The 26,445-nt window shown below is 55.7% G+C and carries 17 protein-coding genes; 10 read left to right on the forward strand and 7 right to left on the reverse strand.

What is annotated here, in order from left to right:
* Nucleotides 1-135 precede the first annotated feature (135 nt).
* A complete protein-coding gene (locus M4951_RS19125; protein WP_262023233.1) occupies nt 136-1,245 on the reverse strand; it encodes a glycosyltransferase family 4 protein in 1,110 nt (369 codons plus the stop codon).
* Nucleotides 1,246-1,930: 685 nt separating this feature from the next.
* Here M4951_RS19125 and M4951_RS19130 point away from each other — a divergent pair.
* Complete coding sequence (locus tag M4951_RS19130) at nt 1,931-3,910, forward strand: ABC transporter ATP-binding protein (RefSeq protein WP_262023234.1); 1,980 nt, start codon at nt 1,931-1,933, stop codon at nt 3,908-3,910.
* Nucleotides 3,911-3,965: 55 nt separating this feature from the next.
* Nucleotides 3,966-4,985, forward strand: coding sequence for a class I SAM-dependent methyltransferase (locus tag M4951_RS19135; protein ID WP_262023235.1), 1,020 nt, complete (start codon nt 3,966-3,968; stop codon nt 4,983-4,985).
* Nucleotides 4,986-5,339: 354 nt separating this feature from the next.
* Here the strand turns inward: M4951_RS19135 and M4951_RS19140 are convergent, their stop codons facing one another.
* Nucleotides 5,340-5,489 (reverse strand): hypothetical protein, encoded by a 150-nt coding sequence (locus tag M4951_RS19140; RefSeq protein ID WP_262023236.1) that lies wholly within the window; start codon nt 5,487-5,489, stop codon nt 5,340-5,342.
* A 63-nt stretch (nt 5,490-5,552) separates the two neighbouring features.
* On the opposite strand from M4951_RS19140, the gene M4951_RS19145 reads away from it, so the two are divergent.
* From M4951_RS19145 to tsaD, 3 genes are all read left to right on the forward strand, one after another.
* Nucleotides 5,553-6,701 carry a glycosyltransferase gene (locus M4951_RS19145; RefSeq protein ID WP_262023237.1) on the forward strand — a complete coding sequence of 383 codons (1,149 nt, stop codon included), beginning with the start codon at nt 5,553-5,555 and terminating at the stop codon, nt 6,699-6,701.
* A gap of 166 nt (nt 6,702-6,867) precedes the next feature.
* Nucleotides 6,868-8,235, forward strand: a complete 1,368-nt coding sequence (locus M4951_RS19150) for a S41 family peptidase (protein WP_262023238.1) — start codon at nt 6,868-6,870, stop codon at nt 8,233-8,235.
* 17 nt (nt 8,236-8,252) lie between these two features.
* Nucleotides 8,253-9,281, forward strand: a complete 1,029-nt coding sequence (gene tsaD / locus M4951_RS19155) for a tRNA (adenosine(37)-N6)-threonylcarbamoyltransferase complex transferase subunit TsaD (RefSeq protein ID WP_262023239.1) — start codon at nt 8,253-8,255, stop codon at nt 9,279-9,281.
* 6 nt (nt 9,282-9,287) lie between these two features.
* Here tsaD and M4951_RS19160 read toward each other — a convergent pair whose 3' ends face one another.
* Together M4951_RS19160 and M4951_RS19165 are read right to left on the reverse strand one after the other, a co-directional pair.
* Complete coding sequence (locus M4951_RS19160) at nt 9,288-13,193, reverse strand: VWA domain-containing protein (protein WP_262023240.1); 3,906 nt, start codon at nt 13,191-13,193, stop codon at nt 9,288-9,290.
* 281 nt (nt 13,194-13,474) lie between these two features.
* Nucleotides 13,475-14,515: a hypothetical protein gene (locus tag M4951_RS19165; RefSeq protein ID WP_262023241.1), complete on the reverse strand. Its 1,041-nt coding sequence runs from the start codon at nt 14,513-14,515 to the stop codon at nt 13,475-13,477.
* 319 nt (nt 14,516-14,834) lie between these two features.
* Between M4951_RS19165 and M4951_RS19170 the strand changes: the two genes are divergently transcribed.
* The 4 genes from M4951_RS19170 to M4951_RS19185 all read left to right on the forward strand — a co-directional run bounded on the left by M4951_RS19170 (nt 14,835) and on the right by M4951_RS19185 (nt 20,313).
* Entirely contained in the window at nt 14,835-16,742 is a 1,908-nt protein-coding gene (locus M4951_RS19170; protein ID WP_262023242.1) for an SLC13 family permease, read from the forward strand.
* 539 nt (nt 16,743-17,281) lie between these two features.
* Nucleotides 17,282-18,298, forward strand: coding sequence for a DUF1559 domain-containing protein (locus M4951_RS19175; RefSeq protein WP_262023243.1), 1,017 nt, complete (start codon nt 17,282-17,284; stop codon nt 18,296-18,298).
* Nucleotides 18,299-18,651: 353 nt separating this feature from the next.
* On the forward strand, nt 18,652-18,813 hold the full coding sequence (locus tag M4951_RS19180) for a hypothetical protein (protein WP_262023244.1): 162 nt from the start codon (nt 18,652-18,654) through the stop codon (nt 18,811-18,813).
* A gap of 51 nt (nt 18,814-18,864) precedes the next feature.
* A complete protein-coding gene (locus tag M4951_RS19185) occupies nt 18,865-20,313 on the forward strand; it encodes a Gfo/Idh/MocA family protein (protein ID WP_262023245.1) in 1,449 nt (482 codons plus the stop codon).
* 187 nt (nt 20,314-20,500) lie between these two features.
* Here M4951_RS19185 and M4951_RS19190 read toward each other — a convergent pair whose 3' ends face one another.
* Complete coding sequence (locus M4951_RS19190; protein WP_262023246.1) at nt 20,501-21,916, reverse strand: 2-oxo acid dehydrogenase subunit E2; 1,416 nt, start codon at nt 21,914-21,916, stop codon at nt 20,501-20,503.
* Between the two features lie 53 nt (nt 21,917-21,969).
* Complete coding sequence (gene aceE / locus M4951_RS19195) at nt 21,970-24,687, reverse strand: pyruvate dehydrogenase (acetyl-transferring), homodimeric type (protein ID WP_410050403.1); 2,718 nt, start codon at nt 24,685-24,687, stop codon at nt 21,970-21,972.
* 20 nt (nt 24,688-24,707) lie between these two features.
* On the opposite strand from aceE, the gene M4951_RS19200 reads away from it, so the two are divergent.
* A complete protein-coding gene (locus M4951_RS19200) occupies nt 24,708-24,836 on the forward strand; it encodes a hypothetical protein (protein ID WP_262023247.1) in 129 nt (42 codons plus the stop codon).
* Nucleotides 24,837-25,016: 180 nt separating this feature from the next.
* Here the strand turns inward: M4951_RS19200 and lpdA are convergent, their stop codons facing one another.
* Nucleotides 25,017-26,441, reverse strand: coding sequence for a dihydrolipoyl dehydrogenase (gene lpdA, locus M4951_RS19205; protein ID WP_262023248.1), 1,425 nt, complete (start codon nt 26,439-26,441; stop codon nt 25,017-25,019).
* Between the last annotated feature and the right edge of the window lie 4 nt (nt 26,442-26,445).

Here is a 26,445-nt window from a genome sequence, read left to right on the forward strand (position 1 = left end):
TAGTTAGCGGGAACCGTTTCTCAATTAATTCCCACTATAAAACTAACAGCACGGAGTAGCAAGCTTTTTCCATCAAATCAGGCCACTTCTCCCCCCTGATCAGGATGCCGTTCCACGTGCCGGTACGTAAGCGCGTTACGCGGCGGACGAAATGTGGCTGCGTCGAATTCCGCCGATCGATTCGTAGAGATCAACGTACTGCCGCGCCGCTTTGCGCCAACAAAACTGACCTGCGTGAGCTTTGAGTCGCTCTGCGTAGAGAGGATCTTCAGAGTAGCGACGCATGCCGTCTACAAACCGCTGATAGAGATGGTCGCCGCTAAATTCATCCCAGTAGAACGCCAGATCTCCCCCGATTTCCGGCAGACTCGTGCGACGTGAAAGGAACGTTGGCTTCCCGCCGAGCATCGCTTCGATCGGAGGCAAGCCAAATCCTTCGGTGATCGAAGGAAACAAAAACGCCGAGCAATTTTGATATAGCCATTCGCGTTCCCCTTCGCTGACCGGACCAGGCAGCAAAAAGCGATCGCTGAGACCTCGTAGACGAATTTGTTCTTCGATCTCCTCCGCGTAGGCGTCGCTTTTAATGCCGGCCAAAATCATGCGATAGTCGCCAGCACGCTCGATCAGATCAATCAGGACGTGAAAGTTCTTCTTACGTTGAATCAGTCCGATGGAGAACAGAAACGGTCGATCATCCCTGATAAAAGCAGGGCGCACTGGCTCGGTCGGCGCTCGCGAAACTCCGTTGTAAATCACATGAATCGGTTTTTCGCCGACGTTCATCTCTGCACGAACTTCCTCGGCGACAAACTGAGAAATCGTGACGATCTCGGTCGCTCGATCCATGATCCGTTGGTGTCGCAGTCGTTCGCGAGCAATTTTGGCGGAGGACTTCTCCCGCAGAAAATTCAAATCATGGATCGTCAGCAAAACCGGCGTCTGCGGATGTCGCGGCAAGTAGCGCGTCTGCTGATGGGTCGCATGCCAGATCAGATTTTTGTCGAGCGCACCCGGGTAAAATCGACGCGAGTGACGCTGCAAAAATTCTTTGCGCCACAGATTCGCCTCTAAGCTGCGCACATGCGAAAAATGGGCAAGTTGCGGCTTGCGAGCCAAGATGATGGGCTCGATTCCGCGCAGCTTCAACTCTTCGACGAGAGTGTCGCCGAGATACCGTGCAAACTGCCCTAAACCGCAATACGGCTGACGCAGTTTTTCAAGATCGAGAACAACTTGTAACATGGAATGGTATGACAAATTGGACGACGCCAATTATTTCTCAATCGCCGTTTGTATTGAGTGCGCCCCGATAGTTCAATTCCTGCCTGGCGTCATCGTCTCACACAGGGATCGTGATTGACGGAACGACTAAGCTTCTCACGAACGATCTCGTCTTCGGGTGCAAAAACCCACCCCATCAGGGCGAGATATTCATCCAGTTCTGCAACCGCAAAACGTGAAGTTGACACGTCACACCTAAATCGTGCAGGCGGACCTCTAGCGCGACGCGTGACGGATTCCTTTTGACGCTGGAAACATACCGAACGCCGTAAATTGAACCAATGCCAATTTGCCCACAAGGCGTTGTTTTTTGGTCCGGTTTAGCAATGTCACGACGCCGATCTAGCAACAAAAGCTATTTCCTGTTCAGTAGCGAACGCGAGGGGATGCTAGCACGCTTTCATGCCGTTCACTTCTATCAAAGTCGCTAGGCGGACGGCGCCTTCTTTGAGATCGCTTACTTTCCTCCAATGGAGTTGTCTGGATTCGTTTCCAAAGGATTGCCGGCAATCTGATATTGTTCGTCCAGCTTGGCGACCTTAACCTATGCGATCGATTGTCGGTGTCGTTGGCTTCGACATGGAATTAAAGCGCGCGGATAGATGACTATCCGGCATCGCCAGGAACTGGATTCAGTAATCAAGACATGCGGTATCTCAATAAAGCGATTCGGTTAGCGTGGCGCGAGTACAAATGGTCGATCGTTCTGTCTGTCATCTGCTCCTTTCTTGTCGGCATCCTTTGGGGCGCCAACATCGGAGCGGTCTATCCTTTTGCAGAGGTAATCTTCAAAGGGCAGAATCTGCATGAGTGGGCTGAGCGCGAAACGTTGACTTGCACGACGGCGATTGCCGAAGGGAATGCGAAAATCGCCGCTCTACGCGCCGAAAAAAATGTTGATTCGGCCGCGGTTGCTACCGAACAGCAGATGGTGGAGAGCTGGAATTCGCGACTGAAAAACGTCGAGAAAACAAAGCCATGGATTGAAAAGTACGCGCCCACGAGTCCCTTCAATACGCTGCTGGGGATCGTCGCTTTTCTCGCCATCGGCACTGCGCTGAAGTGCGTCTTTCTGATGCTCAGTATCGTGCTGATGTCGCGGGCCGCATTTCGCACTTCCCAAACATTGCAGCGACAATATTTTGCAAAAATGCTTGACCTGCGTTTGGGAAAATCGGCCACGAAAGATACCGGCGATTCGACAGCTCGCATCGGCGGCGACATCGGCGCTGTCGGCAACGCCATCTCAATCCTGCTTGGAAAATCGCTGCGTGAACCGGCCAAGATGTTCACTTGCTTGGCAGGCGCCGCTTACATCAATTGGCGACTATTGTTATTGTCGCTGCTAGTCTGCCCCTTGGCCGCCTATCTGCTGATGTTGTTGGCCAAGTCGATCAAACGGACCAGTGTGCATGTGATGGAGGCACGTGGCCGACTGATTGGATTCTTTATTCAGATTATGAACGGATATCACGTCGTCAAAGCCTATGGCAATGAGGACCTGGAAAATCAACGGTTCATTCAGAAAACCGACGATGTTTACCGTCAACAAATAAAACTGGAGATCTACGCATCGCTCGTGCGATCCAACAACGAGTTGTTGGGAATCGGAATGGTCTGCCTTTCGCTCATCGCTGGCGGCTACCTCGTCCTGAACCAAGCGACGCATATTTTGGGAATCCGCTTGGCGGATAAACCGATGGACTTTGGCGGAATCATGACATTTTACGCCTTCTTGATTGCGGCGGCTGATCCGATCCGCAAACTGGGAGACGTTTTCGGCGCGATTCAAGCAGGAGTCGCCGGCGCCGAACGAGTCTACGCCGTTCTCGGCGCTGAGCCTGTAATCAAAGATCCCGAGCACCCAATTCCGCTCGTTAACGGCGATATCTGCTTTCACAACGTTTCGTTTCGATACAACGAGAGCGTCACGGTACTGCAGGAAACCGAACTAACCATTCGCAAAGGCGAAAAGGTGGCGATCGTCGGCCCCAATGGATGCGGAAAAAGCACGCTCATCAATCTGTTGCTACGATTTTACGATCCTGATGAAGGCTCCATCACAATTGGAGGCGTTGATCTCCGCGCCGCCAAACAGGCGGATCTGCGTGGCCGTATCGGCCTGGTCACTCAACATACGGTCCTGTTTAACGATTCGATCCTCGAGAATATACGATATGGTCGCCTAACCGCTACGGATGAAGAAGTCATTCGCGTTGGTGAGTCCGCCGAAGTCGACGCATTCGTCCACACCCATACTTCGCATGGCTATCAGTCGAATTGCGGCGAGTCCGGTTCGTCCCTCTCGGGCGGTCAAAGACAACGCATCTCGATTGCTCGCGCCATGTTGAAAAATCCAGATATTTTCATCTTCGACGAAGCGACCAGCCAGGTCGATCTGGAGAGCGAGCGTTTGATTCACTCGGCGTTCGAGCGCTGCGTCGGCGACAATACTGCAATCCTAATCACTCATCGCCCAGCCGCCCTGGAGCTTGCCGATCGCATTGTCGTCATGAATTCAGGTCAAATCGAAGCGGTCGGCACGCACCAAGACCTCCTAAAAACGAGCGCGACCTACTACGAACTCTATCGTGAAGAAACCGTGTTGGACCGGAAAGCGGCGTAAGACCAATTGCGTTTCGCCTGAAGCATCATGACCGATGCAATCTAAGGACAGAACTATGCTGCGAAAGTTTACTCGAGCGACCAAACGATTCCTGAGGTTCCCTTTCCCTCACCAACGCAAAAATCCCTATGGGGCCTCGACGGCCATCGGCGATCAGTCGATCTACAGCCAGGATGCGGCTCCTAATTATGACAAACTGCGCGTCGTTGATGCCGCTGGACTCTCCAGTTCAAGCGATACTGACAACTACACGCTTCAGTCTTGCTTATGCACGCGTAGCCAGCTGGAGTCGCCCGCTTTTCGCACATGGACGGCGCGGATGCACGAACCTTGGCACTTGCATCGAAAGCTCTGGGAGTTCTGTTATATCGCTCAAACGCTTTATGAACGGGGCTTACTCTCCGCCGGACGACGCGGACTTGGTTTCGCGGTCGGAGAAGAGCCTCTTCCAAGTCTGTTCGCCAGCTTAGGGTGCGAAATCATCGCATCCGATCTGGCCGCCGATGATGATCGCTCCCAAGTCTGGGCCAATACCAACCAGCTGGCGACTTGCCTGGATCATCTCAACAATCGAGGAATCTGCGAGCAGGAGCAATTCCGCCGCAATGTTCGCTTTCGGCCTGTCGACATGAACCAGATCCCTGAGGATCTCACTGATTTCGACTTCACCTGGTCTTCATGCTCTTTCGAGCATTGCGGTTCGATCGAGCTAGGAAAGCGATTCCTGCGAGAGCAACTAAAGTGCTTGAAGCCAGGCGGAATCGCCGTTCATACCACCGAATTCAACCTGACTTCCTGCGAAAAAACAATCGAAGAGGGAACAACTGTCTTCTTTCGCCGCAAAGATATCGAGGCGATCTTTTGCGATTTGCAAGCGGAAGGACACACGGTAGAGCTGCTACAGCTTGATACCGGGAATACTCCGGAAGATGAACATGTCGATATATTCCCGTACTCGAGCAACCCGCATTTGAAGCTTTTGGATTCCCAAGATCGCTTTGTCACAACATCTATTGGATTGATCATCCGCAAAGCCGGAGTTGCGAATGCGTCGGCAATTTCCGGCGCCGCTTAGAAACGTGAATTCGGTCGAATACAACGGAGCTGCATCGGCGTTGAATCGTTGAACAACGCCGAATGATGTTGGTGAAGTCAGCACAACTCGCTACACTCATCAAGCCAACAATCGAGCGCATAGTAGGCCTTGGTCAGAATACGTTGACCAAATTTGATGAAGACGAATACTCACGTCTCCGGGAATATTTCCAACAATCTAAGAGTCGGCTTGATCGCAACAACACTTGTCGATATTTCGCAAGCGAAACAAGTCGTCTAGCAATAATGAATCGCTACGGAGAGCGAAATGCACGTAGTTTCAGACCATGTCGAGTCTGCTCAAATAAGTTCGTCGCCCCGATCTGCCAAGCGGTTATTTCTTGACGGAACCCACGCCCATAACAGTGGACTCTGCAACGGCGTTCAGCGGGTAGTTCGCAAGCTTGGCGACCAACTTCCGCAGATCGTCGATCATTCGCAACTTCATGTCGAATCTGTCACGATGCGCCATGACCGATTTCATCACACGCCCCTATACGATCCGCAGAATAGCGTGAACAGGAGACGTTGTTGGACATCAGCCGCAATGCGCGCCAACATTCAGAACTACTTGCCTGGCTGGTATCGATACTTTGCAGAAGCGCTTTGTCGTTGCTTCCACTCGCCGAAAGTTCGCACCTGGCTTCTCCCACTGCCGCATCACCAAGGCGCCTTCAAACTTCCCTTGAAAGTCCTTGCCGCTGTGGAAAAAGCGACCTGGGACCATCCAGGAACCGGCTTCTTGCCGGGCGAAGGAGACATTCTGGTCTTGCCTGACGCCTACTGGTCGCAACCCGATATTTGGCCGGCGGTAGCCAGTGCACGCAAAAATGGCGCCTTTGTCGTTTCGCTGGTGCATGATTTGATTCCGCTGACGCATCCGCAATTCGTGAAAAAAGGCTCTCTGACCGTGTTCCTGGATTACGTTCGACAATTCGCCACCCATTCGGATTTGATCGTTACCGTTTCTTCAACGATTCGGGATACGCTCGTGGAGGAACTGCCAAAGTTGTTTCCCGGTGAAGACATCTGCACCGATATTCGAGCCTCGCGAAACGGCGCCGAACTTGGAAACGTCAGCGGTGAAGTGCGCCAGGAAATCAAAGACTTGTTCGTGGATCAAGATAATGCGCCCTATATCATGGTTTCGACCTTTGATCCGCGCAAGAACCACGCATATGCGCTGGATGCTTTCGACCAACTCTGGGAAGCGTCAGGCGACCAAAAGCTCTGCCTGATCGGCGGAGTGACCAGACTTTGCAAAGACGTGATCCAGCGCATCGAGAACCATCCGCTCTATCAATCCAAGTTGTTCGCCATTTATGACGCGACCGACTCCGAGCTAAGTTACTGCTACGAAAAATCGCGGGCCGCCGTCTTCCCTTCGATCGTCGAAGGTTTTGGATTACCGATCGCTGAAGCGCAATGGTATGGCAAGCATGTTTTCGCCAGCGATACTCCGATCCATCGCGAAGTCGGTGGGACAGAGTGCAGCTATTGCGCTCTGGATGACCCCGGCGACCTGGCTCGGCAAATTGCCGCTTGGGACGCCGGCATTGGCAAGAATCCTCCTCCGCGTCGAAAGTCGATCACGCCGACCACCTGGCGTGAAAGTAGCGAACTTCTTTTGAAGCATTGCCTGGATGGATACAACGATCAGCAAAATCGCCGCGTGCAATCTCGAATCGCGGCATAAACGTAGACCTTGGCTGTCGCCCATGTCTTCTCCCGGCAATCCGACGATACGGCTGCTCCCTCTTTAATTGCCGTAACTGCCGGCGTACTCTATACTTCAGTAGTCCGCGAATCTTTTTTGCGTTCTCTTATTCCTTGGTAAGTACGCCCTGCGAGCAGTCACGCCCATGTGGAAAAATCCTGCTAGTTTCGCGCTCTCCGCGCTGACCACTTTCGCATTGCTCCTTCCCCTGGAACGCTTGACTTGGGGGGCTGGCCCAACGCCCAGCGAACCGAGCGCCAGTCAGCCCTCTCCCTACGCCGAAATCGATGATGACTATGTCGAATTGATTCAAATGTTCGCCGACGCGCTCGATCAGGTCGATCGCAACTATGTGGAAAAGCTCGATCGCCGCAAGCTAATCGAAGCTGCGATTCGTGGGGTCATCACCGAACTAGACCCCCATTCGACCTACATCCCCCAGGAAGAACTGGCCCGTTTTCGCACCAACATCGATCAACAGTTTGGCGGCATCGGCATCCAGATTGACTCGCGAGATGGCCAACTGATCATCGCAAGTCCTTTGGTAGGCGGTCCCGCCTATGACGCGGGACTGGGCGCCGGCGATCGCATCTTGGAGATCAACGGACAAAGCACCAAAGGAATGACGATCGACGACGCGATCGCTAGTCTGAAGGGAGACGAGGGTGAGACCGTTTCACTCGTGATCTATCATCCGGCTGAGTTTCGAACCGAAACGGTCGTGCTGGAGCGTGAGATGATCCAACTGCAAACCGTCCTCGGCGACCAACGTCTAGAGAACAACGACTGGGACTACATCTACGATCATGACCAAAAGATCGCCTACGTCCGTATTACGATCTTCAGCCGCAATACCGCCGAAGAGTTCGCCGCCGTACTTCAGCAACTGAAGAAGGACGAAATCCGTGGGCTCATCGTGGATTTGCGTTCTAACCCCGGCGGGCTGCTCAGCGCCGCAATCGAGATTTCCGATCGCTTTATCAACGACGGGAAAATCGTCAGCGTTGAAGGCCGGAACACCCCCAAGCGAGAGTGGAGCGCCGTCCCCGACACGACCCTTGTCGACGTTCCCGTCGCCGTGCTGGTCGATCATTTTAGCGCCAGCGCCAGCGAAATTGTTTCGGCTTGCCTGCAAGACCATGACCGTGCGGTCGTGATCGGCCAGCGAACCTGGGGCAAAGGCAGCGTGCAAAATATCATTAATCTAGAAGAGGGCAAAAGCGCGATGAAGCTGACGACCGCTAGCTATCATCGTCCTAGCGGTAAAAATATCCATCGCCTGGCGGACGCCAAAGATACCGATGAGTGGGGCGTTTCTCCTTCGCCAGACATGGAGGTCAAAATGACGCCCAAGCAAATCGCCGCCTTCCAGAACTATCGCCGCCGACGCGACATGGGAACCCTCACTCCGCATCCACCAGCGCCAGAACCGCCGCTTGCAGAAGTGGACCCAGTGTTGGCGAAGGGACTTGAATATCTCGAATCGAAACTCCCAGAACCAGCATCCCCTTAATTACGCAGCTACGGCTTATGAACCTGTTGACGATCGAGACTACCTGCGACGAGACAGCCGCAGCTATTATTAATGAAGATCTCCAGCCCTTGGCAAGCGTCGTCGCGTCGCAAGAAAAGCTTCACCAGCGATTCCATGGAGTTGTGCCGGAGATCGCCGCACGCGCTCATCTAGAGCGAATTATGCCGGTGATCGACGAAACGCTCGCCCAAGCAAAACTGACCCTAACCGATATCAACGCCGTCGCGGTTGCGCATACTCCCGGCTTGGCTGGCTCGCTGCTGGTTGGCGTCTCGGTCGCCAAGACGCTCGCCTGGTCATTGGGCGTACCGCTTGTAGGCGTTAATCACTTGCACGGACATATCTACGCTTGTCGACTCGCCGCCGGCCGCGACATATTTCCTTGCGTGGGCTTGATTGTCAGCGGTGGGCATTCGAGTCTCTACGACTGCCTTGGTCCGTCCGAGTTTGTCCCATTGGGTGGAACAATCGACGATGCGGCCGGCGAAGCGTTCGACAAGGTCGCGTCAATGTTGGGACTTCCCTATCCCGGCGGACCTTCGATATCTCGATGTGCGGCGGATGGAAATCCGCAGGCGATCCCTTTTCCGCGGCCGTTTCTCCAAGATTCGTCGCGACTCGACTTTAGCTTTAGCGGCCTCAAGACAGCGGTCCGGTACGAAATCGCTGGACCTGGTCGCCCCGATTTTTCCGCCATCGAGATCTCCGATCAACGTCGCGCCGACATTGCCGCCAGCTTTGAACAGGCAGTCGTCGATTGCCTGGTTGGCAAAGCGGAGTTGGCGATCCGAAAAGCAGGACGCACCCGACTGTGTGTTGGCGGTGGAGTTGCCGCAAATCGCCGCCTTCGTGATGCGTTACAAGCGATGGCCGACCGACATCAGATCGAATTGATCATCGCTCCGTTCGCCCTCTGCACCGACAATGCGGTGATGGGAGCGATCGCGTGGGAAAAAATAAAGGCCGGAAGCTACGACGATCTTTCTCTCGACGCAGCACCCGGCCTGATTCGCGAACGCGTTTAGAAACGCCTAGTTATTATTGTTGTTGTTATTATTGTTATTATTGTTGTTGTTATTGTTGTTGTTATTCGCTCCTCCGCCACCCGTTCCGGTTTCAATCGTATTGAAATCGCCCGAACCGATATTGAACGTCGTCACGTTGCCGATTTGCGTGAAGCTGGGGAAGCCGGTAAAGCGAACGTAGCGGCGATCAGCGGAGATCACGGCAAACGCCGTAAACTGAACGCCTTCGGGCAACACGGTAATCTGCGGTCGGAAACCAACGCTGCTGCGATTACGAATGAACGGGCGGGTATTGGCCAATTCTTCTCGTTCCGTCCCAAACGATTCGCTGCTATACGAATCGGAATAGCTGTCTAAAGCTTGGGCCAAAACGGCGCGGCCCATTTCAGCATGCGCCTTGGCGGCGACTTGCACTTGATTCTCTTCCAGGCTGTCGGTGCGACGCCCTTCTTTCAAGGTGAAGTTAACCATCGCAGCGGTATCGCCTAGCGGAATCTGCTGACGCATGTGCTTCTGCTGCTTGGCCCCATACGAGGTGTAAACGTCAACGGTCACTTTGCCGGCGGTCACTTCACCCCAGATACGGCGAATGAGCAGTTTGTAGTCGCCGGGAAAACCGACCGGGCAAACGTAAGTCTCGGAGAATCCTTGGTCGTCTTGTTGATTTAACGAAGAAGCCGCATCACCCAGCAGAACTCCGCCGCCCACCGAGCGAGGGTTGCGAAGCGAGCAGACGGTACCAGCCGGCTCTTCCACGGCAATATCCAGATCCGCGTCGCCGGTCCACGAGACGTTCACAATGCAATCGCGAATCAACGCTTCGTTCAATTCTTGGCTAAACGCTTTCGCTTCATCGAGTCGTCCCTCTTTTTGCAACCGGCCTAGAGCCGCTTTAGCGGAGAGGAACGCTTCGGTTTTGATCTTCACGCTTTCCGTCGGCCAAGCTTGCTTCAAAGCGCCGACGCATGCCCACCGGATGCCGTCAAAATCATCCAGGCGTTTGGCGGCTGCAAGACCTAAGGCGTACGGCTCAGGACGAAGCGGTTCGATCTTGGCGACTTCCTGAAACAGCTTAAGTGCTCGCTCGTCGAGCCCAACGCGAGTCATATAGATCGCCACATAAAGCATGTGCTCTGGGCCCGAGCTGAAATCGATCGCCGACATCAAGCTTCGTTCAATTTCTTCCTTCGGTGCGTGATTCAACTGCATCGCCATTCCCAGCGCCTCGTACATCCAAGGTTGCGGCTGGCCATGGCGCAGAAACGATTGAATCAGCGCGGTCACTTCATCGTATTGCTTCGAGTTCATCATGCGACGAACTTCGCTGCGAACTTCTGAAGCAGGAACGTCGGCGCCCGATTCGAGCAACCGATCCCAAGCGGCGCTACGAGCCTCTCCTTCACGAACTTCTAATTTCAGTTCTGGTTTCGCTTCGACTGCCGGAATCGCTTCGACTGGGGCTGCTTCCACCGAAGTCTTCACTTCCGCTTCAACAGTCGGCCCCAGCTTCAAGACCGACTTCTCATCATCGACGGCAAAGAAACCACCGCCACCGCCTTGATTACCACCACCGCCACCGAAGCCACCGCCACCTTGACCTCCACCACCGCCAAAGTTGCCGCTCTGTCCGCCTTGGGCGCCAGAGCCGAAGCCGCTGCCGCCAGAGGGAATCGGCATCACCAAGTCGGCGACCGGATAAACCTTGGTCACCAGTTCCGATTCGGCGTCTTCCGGAGTTGTGATTTCCAACACTTCGTTGGCGACCACATAGGTCAGTTCCAACTCCTTCAACAGCAAGCGAAGCGCTGATCGGAGACTGATACCTTCCAGATTACGCGTGACCGGCACGTCCGGCGAAAGACCGACGTCTTCCAGAGCGCGGTTGTTCAATTGAATTTCGATGCCGTGCAGCGTCTTCAGGTATTCGACCACTTCGACCAACGGCGTGTCGATAAAGGCGATCTTGGTCGGCTCGTTGAGTTGCTCAAAGATCTTCTTCTCGGCGTCGCCCGTAGTCGCCAAGTCGACTGACGAGTACTTTTTACGACGGCGGGTGATCTCTTCCCAGAATTCGCGATCGGCGTAAACGATCGGCGGTTCGTCCGGGAAGGGAACGTGGGATTGTTCCACCAGCCACAGCGTATCGATCACGCCCTTATAGCGGCGTTCACGAATTCGTTCGATGTTGTAGAAATTGCCCACTAACTCGGCGTTGTAAACGGCGCCATGCGTGGCCAGGTTCAACGGGTCAATCTCGCGAGCCGCGTAAGCCGCTTCTTCGGCTTCGACATATTTGTGCTCGTCCATCAATGCGTTGAACATTTCCATGATGCTTCGCACCCGCTCTTCGTCGCGCAGTAACGTTTCGGTAATGCGAATGCGTTCGGCGGCGATCGCGGCGTTCTCATCGCGTTCCAGACGTTCCGATTCGACCTGCACCGCTCGTCGATCCGCCATCTGAATGGCGCTGACGATCTTGTTACGCAGACCACGTCGGATGTCGGCTTGCAACTCGGGAGCGCGATCCACACTTTCCAACAGCAGTTTCAGCGAGTCTTTCACCATCGCGGGCTGAACGCCCATTTGCTCGCGAGCATTGGCTAGCGCGTTTTCGACTTCGATCTTGATCACTTCCGCCTGACGAATTTGCTGACGTTGCACTTCGCTCAGGAAGTTCCCTTCATCCGCGTCCAAGTCGGCGCCTGGCTGAGCTTGGGCATTGACCATTCGCAGCGAGTCATCATCGCCGATCTGCGACAAGGCCGCTTTTTTCACTAGTGTCGCTTGCGGATTGTTCGGATCACGCTGCAGCGCGGCGTCGGCCAAGCGCTGAGCGCCCACCGCATCACCAGTCGCGAGCGCTTGTCCACTCATTTTTGAGAAAGAATCGGCCGAAGCCAGCATCACGCGAGCCGTCTCACGCAGACCGACCGAACCAACCGTCGGTAGGCTCATCCCGCCATCCTTTTGGGCCAGCTCCATCAGTTGCGGCAAGTAGGCCTGATCGTCCGAGGGTTCCGGCTTCGCCGCGAAATTCATCGGAATCGTCTTGCCATTCGACATGCCGGTCAATTTGACGGTCACTTCGCCGGCATCGGCAAGTTCGCCAATCACAATCGTGTCGCGATCTCCACGCAGCGGCGGAGTTTGTTTCGGATAGACGACCGAGACGTTACTAGAGAACTTCACGTCAGTTGGCCAAATCACAGGCGTCTCAGCAGCCGCTGCGATCAAAGCGCCTGCATCCGCCGACGCCGCTTCGTTGCTGTCGGCAATCACCACGCCGCCGGTCTGATTGGCCAAAACGGCCAGCAGTTGAATGTCACGCTGCGGCCCAATGGCGAACGCATCCACCGAGGCACGCGCCTTGGTCAGATCGCCGACCAGATTTTTTAGTTCGGCGTCTTCCAGCGAGCGTGCGCGGCTGGCGCCGTCACCCAAGTAGACGATCGAGCGGGGAGTATCGAGTCCGTTTTGGAATTGCGACGCCGCTTCGCTCAACATGGTCGGCAAATCGGTCGAACCGAGCGGGGCTCGATTGGCCAATTTCGCCAGTGCGGCGTCCGCTTCTGCTCCGGTCGGAGCGACGAAACCATCGTTCATCGCGACCGCATGCAGATCTCCCCCCATCACTTTGACGCGCGTTTGCGGAGAAAGTGAGGCAAGCAACGCTTTCAGCGTTTTGAGGGAGTCTTCGCGATAGATGCCGGTCTGGCTCGCCGACGTATCGACGATAATCACCACCTCGCCCGGTGCGGCTTTGAGATTCTCACCCGGAGAAATGCTCATCGCAAAGTAGGTTTTTCCGCCTGTCGCTTCATAGGTGGCAAGCTTCGCTTCTTCGGCCATTACTTGGCCAACGACGCTTGAACCCAACAAGATTGCGAGCGATGCGAGGACGCATCGTGCCATGCGCTCACCTTTGGGCATATTCAGACTCCAAAACCGTCGAAAGGATGTGTCGAGGAGGGGATTCCCTGTTCCAGCGAATACCCACTGTTTTAGCAGATGCGGCTAGCAGAAGGCGCAGAATTGCATTCCGCAACTGAACTTGTATTCTATTTCCCGCCTGAAATAGACGCTACAAAAATCTACCGATTGTCGCAAGTTTAGCTGGATTAACATTTCCGGAGAACCGGTACACCCACGCGCCGGCGCCCAAATTGCCGGTCTTCACCGGCTTGCGACCCCTTCTAGCGAAGTAGCTCGAAACCGTCAATGACGGCATCCCAACGCTCGAGAACTTGACGCTCTGCCGTCCGATAGCTGCGGATCTCTCGCTCTTGATGAGCATGTCGAGCAGCTTCCATCCGCTCCGTAAGATTCAAATTCCCAATCCAGCGAAGCCCCTCTTGCGTGCTACGCGTCGCGGCGACAATTTGCGTCGCGATGGCGACAGTCCAGGCTGCCCCCTGCTCGGGATGGGGCGTCTCGGCCGCTTCCTCTTCCAGGTATTCGTTGTATTCCGAATAACCGTACGGATCGAGCGAGTTGACGAAGTCGGATGGCCCCGAATGAAGATAGGCGATCTCTTCGTCAGTCAGCGGAGACTCCTCGTCTTGCAGCAGGCTTACGACCTCGTCGACCATATTGGGTTCGATCATGTCGGAGTCGCTGCCCTCGCTCTCCAAAGCGAAGTTCTCGACGACAGGCGGCATCGGCGGGCAATCGTCTTGCAGTTGCGCCTCGACTAATGGTCGAGCGGCGACAATCTGGGCGTATTCTTCGTCCAAAATAAATTCTTCCACCGCAGCAAGTTCTTTTTCTGTAACCGTTTCCGCTACAGCGACCGAAGCCGAGTGGGAATGGGGCAACCAGCCTTCCAGCGAGCGAGAGATCAGGCTTTTCATCCGTAGGTCGAACTGAGCCAAACGAAAATCAGCAGGATTCTCAGGGCTCTCCCAGAAGAGCTCGCTCACCTTTTGCCAGGCGAGTTCTAGCTCGTACTGCACTACTTCCGGACGATTTCCACCTCGGAGGTCTTGCGCGACGTTGAGGGAAAACCGACTTCCACCACATGGCTTCGTGCGATTAGGCTCCAGGCAATCGCGAATCGCCTTGTTCACCCAGTCGGTTTTGGCGTAATCCGCAATCGGCGTAGCGACGGCGGGTACATCTAAGTTACTCGCCTCATACGAGGCGAAATCGCAAGGTCCCGGCAATCCGTCTGCAAAACTGAGGGTGGGGATGCAAACGAGCAGAACAACTAGCGAGCGTAGGCCCAAGAACGACATCCGTTGTCTCCAGCGGGGGCATTTGTTGATTGTATTTTTGAGAGGGCCCACGAAGATCCTTTCGCGGCGGCCCGTATTCGGCGTGACAGTTGTCATATCGGCGAATGACGACGCGACACGTCAGGCAAACAGGGAATACTAGGAGAGATGCAGGTTATGCGAGATATGAAGGCGAACCTTCTCGATATGCCGTTTACAATGGTCCAATTCTGAAAGCAGTCGCCCCATCTCAGCGGTACCGCATTCCCAAGCGGCGGCGAAAGCCTCAGAATCATCACTTCCCCAGCTGTTCGCCTGCCCTGTCGCCAACATTGATTGAATGGTTCCTGAATTCCTGCATCCTTGGCTTGCTATCGCGACAACGGTCAGCGTATTTGTCACGCTGCAGGTGACGCGTCGCATCCCGATTGACCTGCTGTTTTTGTTGGCCCTGGTTTTCTTGGTGCTGACCGGCGTCCTCTCCCCCGCCGTCGCGATCTCCGGTTTCGCCAGTCGCGCCGTGTTGGCGATCAGCGCGCTGTTGGTGGTCGCAGCCGGCTTGCGCAGCACCGGCGTGCTCGACTGGATCGGCAATGCGTTGTTGGGAGATGTGAAGTCCGAAGGTCCGGCGCTCCGCCGTATCGCCGGCCCGATTGTCGCCAGCAGCGCGTTTATCCTGAACACGGCGTTGGTCGCGATGATGATGCCGGTGCTGATCGATTGGTGCCGCCAGCGCAATCTTTCGCCGTCGAAACTTCTCCTGCCGCTTAGCTACCTGACCATCCTGGGAGGCGTCTGCACGTTAATCGGCACCAGCACCACGTTGGTTGTCAACGATCAGCTGCGACTGAGCCACACGGCGATGCAAGCCGAAGTCGAACATCTGCAAGAGGAGACCCCGCTCAACGCGGCGGCGATCGCTTCGCGACAGACGGCGCTGCCATATGTTGCGCCGATGGGTTTCTTCGAGATCGGCATGGTCGGGCTGCCCTGCGCGATCGCCGGCACGCTCTTTTTGATGTTCGTTGGTCAGAAGCTGCTGCCTGGATCGCCTGACTTGATCGAACAGCTCGGCGATCAGCGGCGCGAGTATCTGGTGGAGATGCAGGTCCTGCCAGAGTGTCGCCTGGTGAACAAAACGGTGGAAGTAGCGGGGCTTCGCAACTTGCATGGTCTCTATCTCATCGAAATTGATCGCAACGGCGACATCATCACGCCGGTCGCACCGGGTGATCAAATTCGCAGCGGCGATCGCTTGGTCTTTACCGGCGTGGTTTCGACGATCGTCGATCTCGAGAAGATTCCGGGCTTGGTGCCGGCCGCCGATCAAACCTATGAGTTCAATCCTTCTTCGCGTCAGCAGCGCCATATGACCGAAGTTGTCTTGTCTCGTACATCGCCGCTGATCGGCAGCACCGTCCGTCAGGCGAACTTTCGCGCTCTCTACAATGCGGCGGTCATCGCCGTCCATCGCAACGGCATGCGATTGACCAACAAGATCGGCAATATCGAACTAGAGCCTGGCGATACGCTGTTGCTGCAAACCCGCGGCGACTTTATCGCCCAACATCGCAACAGCCGCGACTTTTACTTGGTCAGCAGCGTCGAAGGCGCCGAACCGCGCCGCCATGACCGCGCGCTCTTAGCGGCCGGACTGATGAGCGTCCTGATTTTGTGGATGACGCTTGCTGCTCTGCTTGGCGGAGGAGGCTTGGCCGATCCAGCGATCGCAGCGCTCTCAATTGCGGCGTTGATGGTCTTGCTGCAATGCGTCAAATCGTCGGACGCTCGAGCCGCAATCGACTTGCAGGTAGTTGTTACCATCGCCGCCGCGCTGGGACTCGGCAGCGCCCTCTGGCAAAGCGGCGCCGCCAGCATGATCGCAGAAGCGCTGGTGCAAATTGTCGGCCCGCATCCTTATCTGCTGCTAGTTGTGATCTATCTGCTGGCGATGATCTTTACCGAAATGATCACCAACGCCGCCGTCGCTGCGCTGCTATTGCCGATCGCGATTGCAGTAGCGATCGAAGGCGACTTGAATCCGCGTCCTTTCATCATGGCCATCGCATTAGCGGCGTCACTCTCGTTCTTAACGCCGATCGGTTATCAAACCAACCTGATGGTAATGGGCCCCGGCGGTTATAAACCGCGTGATTATCTAGTGGCCGGCATCCCGCTGGCGTTGATCGTGGCGACCACCGCGCTGGTGTTGATCCCGCTGGTCTGGCCGTTGACGCTGGGGCCGTAGAACCGATTGAAGCAGGCGAAATAAGGCGTCCGGCAATTTGCCCCCTCTACGACTATCGGCGCATTATTATAGCCTTAATGCTGTCCGTATGATGAGATCTTCGCCAACAGTCATTCGCACGCCGCCTAGAAGTTCTCTCCTATTTCTAGGCCCTCTCCATCTCAAATTCACGATGGAGAAATTGGCTCTATGGCAATCTCCAGAAATTCCTTGCCGAACATGATATCTCGTGGTATTTTGAGCCAACAGAGAATGCAGGCGTCGCCCGTTTTCGCATCGTCTGGAACGACAACGACGCGCAAGTAGTAGGATCTACTCTTCTTTTTCTCATTTATGTGCTGACATGGCGAAGCACATTACTCGCAACTTTTATTGAAGATCCTCACAATGCCTGCCTAGTGAAAATGACAGGTTTCTATACTTTATAGCCCCCCATAATGCGACGATTTCCTACTGGCTGGCAAGCGAAGTTTTTTCTGTTTGCATTTCTACGCACTCGAAACAGTACTTATTTTTCCTTTTTAGTTGGGAACCGAGCTATGAATCGAAATCGAGCATTTACATTGGTCGAATTGCTGGTAGTCATCGCGATTATCGGCGTATTAATTGCTCTCTTGTTGCCTGCCGTGCAGCAAGCTCGTGAAGCGGCCCGGCGAATGGAATGCAGCAACAACTTGAAGCAACAAGGCCTCGGTCTGCATAACTTCCACGATACGTTCGGGCGTTTTCCTCCGGGAACATCCAATAACTTGGCTCCCTTCGGAACAGCTACCGTGAGCCGATGGGGTACTTCTTGGATGGGCTACCTTCTACCATTCGTAGAACTGGGCAACATATTCGATGCAGCACAATTGACGACAGACATCCATTACAACGCTGCGTCGATTAAAAGTGCTGTCGGTGTTGATGCTGGATCTCCGACTTTGAGCATCTATTCTTGCGCTTCTTCGTCAATGGCAGAAGTAGCGAACGAGAACCCTTTCACAATGGCTCCCGACTATGCGGCGATCGCGGGAGCGGCAGGCGGTTTTGGCGGAGTTACGGTCGGTACCGAGTACACTTCTAGCAGTTACGGCACCCACGCGACCAACGGTTTATTGCACTACAACTCGCAGGAAACGTTCAGCACCGTAACGGACGGAACCAGCAATACTATGGCGGTCGGTGAAGTAGGAGATTATGTCTATACCGGCACTGCTAGTAGCCCGGTACGATCCGACTTTCGTCCAGGGGTAAATTATGGCTTTCTTATGGGCGTCATTGGAAACGATGATAACACCACGGTCTTGCCGTCGGGCTCAAATGGACGCCCAAGTAACACCACGACGCTTCGCTACCAGATCAATCCGGGCAAGAATCAATTTTTCTCGACAAGTTGCTCCGATGGCGTTTGCACAAGTGTAGGTGGGAATCATCCGCTAACGTCGGCGCATCCCGGCGGCGTGCTTGTCCTGTTAGTAGACGGGTCTGTGCGTTTCATTGCAGAAACGATTAGTACGACGACTCTAGCGAATCTTGCCGTGAGAAACGACGGAAACGTATTGAGTGATTTTTAAGCCTGTAGTTTGTCAGCTACCACTCGGCGGACAGGCTTGGGAGAAAAAGTCGGGCCTGTCTTTTATCTCGTAAATCATCGCTTTACTCAAAAGGCTTCCCTATCGTGATCGCCATTCTTCGCATATTAACTGCAAGCCTTTCGCTTTTCGCTTGGGGTTGCGCCCAGGCGGATAATTCCGATCGCTTCGAACCCACCAACTCTGTCACTGGCGCCGTAACAGTCGACGGAGTCCCCCTCGAGTCCGGGTCGATTCAATTCACTTCCCCCGAGGATGTTCGCCAAGGCTCTGAGGCATTCGCCGAGATCACCGCTGGCGAGTATAATGCTAACGTAACCGCTGGCGAGAAAATCGTGCTCATTCGCTCGCCGCAACCGTCCGGCTCGCCCGATGTCACAGGCACAGTTCCCACCAAAGAAACGCTTCCCGCGAAGTACAACACGCGAACTACCCTGAAAGCGGTCATTGAGCAGGGCCCCACCACCGTTGATTTCACCCTAGGATCTACTCGCTAGCCCCGCAGGGCGAAGTTATCACCCCCGTCTCACTTTTCATCGGAGCTTACCGTGTCAACTTTCAATCGACGTACATTCCTTCAATCAACCGCTGCTGGAGCCGGTCTGATTCTCACAGGAACCGCCGCTTCAGGAGCCGTTCAAGGCGCCAATGATCGGGTTCGCATCGCCGTGGCCGGCTTAAACGGCCGAGGCAAAGCCCACATCGGAGGCTGGACTGGCCAAGAGAATGTCGAAATCGCCTATCTGATCGATCCCGATGAAAAAGTTTTGGCCGGCGCGATCAAAAGCGTGCAAGCCAAAGTTGGCGGAAAGTACAAAGTGAAAGGTGTCCGTGACGTTCGCGAAGCGTTGGACGACCCGAATCTAGATGCGATTTCGATCGCCACGCCGAACCATTGGCATTCGCTGATGACCATCTGGGCGGCCCAAGCCGGCAAACATGTCTACGTAGAAAAGCCGATGAGCCATGATGTGGCCGAAGGCCGCGTCGCCGTCGAAGCCCAAAAGAAACATGGCGTCGTTATCCAGCACGGCACGCAGAGACGGAGTGACGCCAAGATCGCCGGTCTGCACGAAGCGATTCAAGCCGGTAAGTGGGGCAAGCTGAAGATCGCGTACGGTTACTGCTGCAAGCCGCGCGGCGGCATCGGCGACAAGTCGATCTCGCAACCGCCGGAAAATTTAGATTGGAACCTGTGGCGCGGCCCGGCCGACATCACCGACTACCACGGCAACTATCACACCTATAACTGGCACTGGTTCTGGAAGACCGGAAACGGCGATCTCAATAATCAGGGCACCCATCAATTGGACGTGGCGCGGTGGGCGATCGATAAAGATCAAACCCATCCCATTCGCACCATGGCGATCGGCGGGCGTTTCCAATGGGACGACCAAGGGGAAACCCCCAACACCATGTTCGCGATGGCCGAGTACCCCAACGGCCAGCATGTGTTTTTCAACGTTCGCAACGTGAATTACAAGGGATACGAGCATCAAGTCGAGAACGAATACTACTTTGAAGACGGCGGTCGTATCGTTCGCGGCGTCTACTATCCCAAGGGAAGCGACAAGGGAGAAAAAGTAAGCGTGGAAAACGGCAAAGTCACGCCCGGCGGAAACTGGGGCAGCTTTATCGCCGCGGTCCGCGCCAACGACCCCAGCATGGCCAACGGCAACGTCGAAGACGCCCATAACGCTTGCGTGCTTGGACACCTGATGAACAACTCGTATCGCTTAGGCGAAGAGGCGCCGTTCAATGAGAAAACAGGCAAGTTTGGCGACAATGCCGACGCCGCCGAACATTTCGGTCGTCTGCACGACATCATGTCGAAGGGCGTAGGCGTGAAAGACAGCGCCAAATACGTCGTCGGTCCGATGCTTACGTTCGATCCGGAGACGGAACGGCACACCGGCGACCACGCCGCTGACGCCAACGCGCTCCTCAAGGACTCGGACCGCAAGGGTTTTGAGATTCCGAACGCTGCGAACGCGTAACGAATCGCATTGGTTGACAGACGCCAAACGATCGCTTTGGCGTCTGTTTTTGCGTCGTGATCGGAATCGCCCGTTAGAAGAGAAACCAGAGGGCCCAACAGTCTGGCAATGCGGCCCGTTCCCCTCAGCGCACAAAAAAAGCTCGCCACATTGGGCGAGCTTTTTTTAGTCTTGAATTCAACGCAAACTACGGAGCCAGCAACAGCCGGCTCGGCGCTTCCAGATAAGTCTTGATCTCGTTCAGGAAGCGAGCGGCCGTTGCTCCGTCGACTAGGCGATGGTCGTACGACAGGCTCAGCGGCATCATCATTCGCGGCACGATCTGGTCGTTGACCACGACCGGCAGCTTGCGTGAGCGGCCGACCAACAGGATCGCGACTTCGGGGACGTTGATGATCGGGGTCGAATAAGTTCCGCCGATCGCGCCCAGGTTGCTGATGGTGAACGTGCCGCCGCGGATTTGGTCCATGCTGAAGGTCCCGCCGCGAACATCGGCGGCGAGCTTTTGGACATCGCGAGCGAGTTCCGGAATGGCCAATCGATCAGCGTTGCGAATGTTCGGCACGACCAAACCGCGTTCCGAATCAACGGCGATGCCGACGTTGACGTATTCTTTGTAAACAACCTGGTTGTTTTCCATGTCGATCAATGCGTTGATCGACGGATTGTTCCGCAGCGCCAGCGCGACCGCTTTAACCAGGAACGCCATCGACGTCAGTTTGACGCCGGCCGACGCGTAGTCATCTTTGCTCTGCTGACGAAGCGCTTCGAGCGCGGTGACGTCGGCGTCGTCAAAGTTGGTGACCCGCGGAGCGGTGGTCCACGACATCACCATTTGATTGGCGATCGTCTTGCGGATCTTCGCCATCTTTTCGATGCGAACCGGGCCGTAGGCGTCTTCGCCTTGTTCACCGGGCGGAGTGACCGACGGCGGCGCCATCGGCTTGTCGGCCTTGGGCGGAGCGACGGCGGTCAACGTTGCTGGGCCCCCTTGGCTCAGTTCGCGAACGGTCGCGAGAACATCATCACGCGTTACGCGCCCGTTGTTGCCGGTGCCGCGAACGCGACGCAGATCGACGCCCACTTCGCGAGCGAAGCGGCGAATCGCCGGACCCGCCGGAACGTCATCTTCTTGTTGATAAACCAGATCGGCCGACGAAGTTGTCGCGCGAGCAACCGGCGCTTCGTAGGTGACAGCCGGTTCTGGGGGCGGAGCTGGTTGGGAAGGGGCCGGCGCCGGTTTCGGCGGTTCGGCTTTGGGCGCCGCCGCTTTGGGGGCAGGCTCCGCTTTCTTGGCTTCGGCCTGGGGGGCTTCTTCCTTCTTCGGTGCTGGCGCCGGCTTCGATTCTTCCTTGGCGGCGCCTGTGGAAGCTTCGACCGAGATCAACGCACCGCCGATCGGCACTGCATCGCCTGTCTTCACATGAACTTTGGTCACTTTACCGGCGACGTTGGTCGGAATTTCGACCGTCGCTTTGTCCGTTTCCAGCTCCAGGATATTTTGATCCTTCGTGACGACGTCTCCTTCGGAGACGTAGACCGAAAGAATGTCGCCTGAATCAATGCCATCGCCCAGTTCGGGCAATTTAACTTCTGTCGCCATGATGCTGCTCCGGCGGAGTCGATATCGATTTATAAGGAGTGCGCGAGGGTCGCCTACGCAAAGTAGGGATCGACCTTTTCGGGATTGTAGTCGAGGTCTTTGATCGCTTTGGCGACCTTCTTGGCGTCGACTTTCCCTTCGCGAAACAATTGGTACAAAGTGGCGATCACCACCGAGGCCGAGTCGATCTCGAAGTGACGGCGAAGCGCTTCACGCGTTTCGCTGCGCCCCATGCCGTCGGTGCCAAGCACCAACATCGAGCCCGGCAGGTAATCACGAATCTGTTCGGGCAAAGCTCGCACGTTGTCGCTGGACGCGATGAACGGGCCTTGGACCCCTTCCATCACTTCTTCCAGGTACGACTTACGCGGCGTTTCCAACGGGTGAAGCATGTTCCAGCGTTGGCAAGCGTGGGCGTCGCGACGCAGTTCGGTATAGCTGGTGACGCTCCAGACGTCGCTGGAGATGTTGTATTTGTCGGCCAGGATCTGCTGAGCGTCGAGGACGCAACGCAGGATTGGTCCGCTGCCGAACAACTGCACGCGGGTCTTGCCTTTGCTCGCATCAAGCGAGTTGAACTTGTAGATGCCGCGAACAATGCCTTCTTCGGCGCCTTCCGGCATCGCCGGCATCGCGTAGTTTTCGTTGCCGATGGTGATGTAGTAGATCGCGGTTTCGCCGTCGACATACATCTTTTTCATGCCGTCAAAGATCAACACGGTCGTTTCGTAGGCGAACGCCGGGTCAAATGAGCGGACCGTCGGAAACGCGATCGCATTCAAGTGGCTGTGGCCATCTTGATGCTGCAAACCTTCGCCGTTCAACGTGGTTCGTCCCGCGGTGCCGCCGAGCATGAAGCCCTTGGCGCGAGTATCGGCGGCGGCCCAAATCAGGTCGCCGACACGTTGGAAGCCGAACATCGAGTAGTAGATGAAGAACGGCACCATGTTGATACCGTGCTGACAATACGAATTGCCCGCCGCGATGAACGATGACATCGAGCCTGCTTCGGTGATTCCTTCTTCCAGAATCTGGCCATCTTTGGCTTCCTTGTAGAACATCAACTGATCGGAGTCGACCGGTTCGTACAATTGGCCGCCGTGGGCGTAAATACCGATCTGGCGGAACATCCCTTCCATACCGAAGGTGCGCGATTCATCTGGGACGATCGGCACGATGTTCTTGCCAATGTTTTTGTCTTTGACCAACTTGCTGAGCAGACGGACAAAGCCCATCGTCGTCGACAGCTCTTTGCCGCCGCTATCGCCGAGAAACTCTTGGTAGTCGTCCAGCGACGGAACTTCCATCGTAGGGCAAGTCGTCGGACGCGTCGGCATGAACCCGCCCAGCGCTTCGCGGCGCTTGACCAGGTATTTCATTTCGGCGCTTCCCTCCGGCGGACGATAGAACGGGGCTTTCACCACCTCTTCGTCCGAGATCGGAATGCTGAAACGGGTACGGAACTCGGCGAGTTCTTTCTCGTTCAGCTTCTTCTGGTTGTGGGTGACGTTGCGGCCTTCGCCCGCTTCGCCCAGGCCGTAACCCTTGACCGTTTTGGCCAAAATGACGGTCGGTTTCGAAGTGCATTCGACCGCCGCTTTGTAAGCGGAGTAGACCTTTTCGGGATCATGACCGCCGCGAACCATTTTCTCCAGACGTTCGTCGGAGTAGTTTTTCACCAGCTCGAGCAGTTCTGGATACTTGCCGAAGAAGTGCTCGCGAATGTAGGAGCCCGGCATGACGACGTATTTTTGGTACTGGCCGTCGACCACTTCTTCCATCCGCTTGAGCAGCAAACCCGATTGATCGGCTTCGAGCAACGGATCCCAGTCGCTTCCCCAGATAACTTTGACCACGTTCCAGCCGGCGCCGCGGAAGACCGCTTCCAGCTCTTGAATGATCTTGCCGTTACCTCGGACCGGACCATCCAACCGCTGCAAATTGCAGTTGATGACCCAGGTCAGATTGTTCAAGCCTTCGCGAGCCGCCAGGCTGATCGCACCCAACGTCTCGGGCTCATCGCATTCGCCGTCACCCAGGAAGGCCCAAACGCGCGTGCCGTCGGTCTTCTTGATGCCGCGATCTTGCATGTAGCGGTTGAAGCGAGCCTGGTAAATCGAGCAGATCGGTCCCAAGCCCATCGACACCGTCGGGAATTCCCAGAAGTCGGGCATCAACCACGGGTGCGGATAGGACGAAAGGCCTTTTTCGTCCTGCAGTTCGCGACGGAAGTTCTCCAGGTTCTTTTCGCTCAAGCGACCTTCGACAAAGGCGCGGGCATAGATGCCCGGCGAAGCGTGACCCTGGAAGTAAACTTGATCCCCTTCGTAGCCGCTGCTGCGACCGCGGAAGAAGTGATTGAACGCGACCTCGTACAACGTCGCGGCCGATGCGTAGCTGGAGATGTGACCGCCGAGACCGCTAAAGTCACGATTGGCGCGAGTCACCATCGCCATGGCGTTCCAACGAATGACGCTCTTGATGCGGCGTTCAAATTCGCGGTTGCCTGGGTAAGCAGGCTGCTGATTCACATGAATCGTATTGATGTACGGCGTATTCGCCGCAAAGGGCAAATCGACGCCACGCGAGTGAGCGCGGTTCTCAAGCGCTGAGAGAAGATAGCGAACCCGTTCGCCCCCTTTGCTCTCAATGATGTAGTCGAGCGAGTCGAGCCATTCTTTGGTCTCGTTCGGATCGATATCTTGCGAGTGAGCCGCCGGGTTATGTCGCAAAATGTTTTCTTCGGCGGGCATCAACTTGGCTTCTGCCATTAAATTTTCCTCGCTAGCACATGGAAACTGCGGAGGCGCCAACTTTGGGCGCCGCGACCGCCGGCATCTTCTTGGATGGCGGTAAATCGGATCCAGCAGTCGAAGTCGGGACAGACATCATCAACATCCGTCCCCGAATGAGTCACTAAGTATAGGCCGCACTTCAATTTGGACGCTAGACGGTGGCGGTAACCCCCGCTTGCGCCAGCGGCACAATCCACACAATCAGACGTTCCGGTATTCTCCGCCAGAACGCCTTCGCAGAAAAGGGCTCCGCCGAGAAATCGGGAGCCCCCGTTAATCCGATACGACGTAACAACTTACGTCGCCTATCTCTTCGGCTTGTAAATCTCGGTCGCCGTTCCGAAAAAGACTTCGGCAGCATTCATGACAGTTTCGCTGAGCGTCGGGTGGGGGTGGATCGCAGAAGCGATGTCGCCCACTTCGGCTCGCATTTCAATTGCCAGGACCGCTTCGCCGATCAATTCGCCAGCGCCGGGGCCGACAATACCGCAACCCAAGACCACCTTGGTAGTCGGATCGACGATCCATTTCGTCATCCCGTCCGAGCGACCCAGCGATTGGGCGCGACCACTAGCGGCCCACGGGTACATCACGACTTCGACTTCGCGCCCCTCTTTTTTCGCCGCTTCTTCCATCAAACCGGCCCAGGCGATCTCCGGATCCGTGAAAATCACCGCCGGAATAGCCGCCGGCTTGAATTCGACCGGATGACCAAGCAACGCTTCGATCGCAGTACGGCCCTCGTGCGTCGCTTTGTGGGCCAGCATTGGATCACCGGTCACGTCGCCGATCGCCAACAATTTCGGGTCGCCAGTCTTCAGCTGGCTGTCGACTTCGATAAAGCCTCGCTTGTTGACGACGACCTTGGTGTTTTCGAGGCCGATTCCCTTGGTGTTCGGCCAACGTCCGATCGAAACCAGCACGCGATCGTACTGTTCGGTCCCAAACTTGGCTGGGCCTTCAAACGCGACTTCCACTTTGTCGCCGCGAATGCCGATCGAACCAACCTTGGTGTTCAGGTGCAAACGACCTTCAAACAAGCCTTCGATCCGCTTCTGCAGCGGCTTAACCAGGTTGCGATCGGCGCCCGGCAGCAGGCCGTCGGTCAATTCAACCACGCTGACTTGGGTGCCCAACTGCGCGTAGACGCTTCCCATTTCGAGACCGATATAGCCGCCGCCGATGACCAGCATCGTTTCGGGGACTTCTTTCAGCTCCAGCGCGCCGGTTGAATCCATCACGCGATCCGAGTCAACCTGGAATGCCGGCGGCACGGCGGCGACCGAACCGGTGGCGATCACGCAATGATCGAAGGTCAGCTTGCCCCCTTCCGGAATCGAAGGGCTGTCGCCGGTCAATTCCAGCGTGCCGCTATCGAGAAACGTGCCGCGAGCTTGAATGATGGTGACGTTACGCCGCTTGGCGAGCTGCTTGAGACCGCCCGACATCGAGTCGATCACCTTGTTTTTGCGGGCGCGCAGTTTATCGAGATCTATCTGCGGAGCCCCAAAAGAGACCCCCCATTCGTCATGCAGGTCGTAGGTTTCGTCGATCACTTTGGCGACGTGAAGCAGGGCCTTCGAGGGAATACAACCTCGCAGCAAACAGGTCCCGCCGAGCTTCGGCTCCTGTTCGATCAAGGTGACTTCCATACCATGGTCGGCGGCGAGAAAGGCGGCGGCGTATCCGCCGGGACCACCCCCCAAAACAGCAAGCTGCGTGTGGCTCATGTCG

Source organism: Blastopirellula sp. J2-11 (assembly GCF_024584705.1).
Taxonomy (GTDB): Bacteria; Planctomycetota; Planctomycetia; order Pirellulales; family Pirellulaceae; genus Blastopirellula.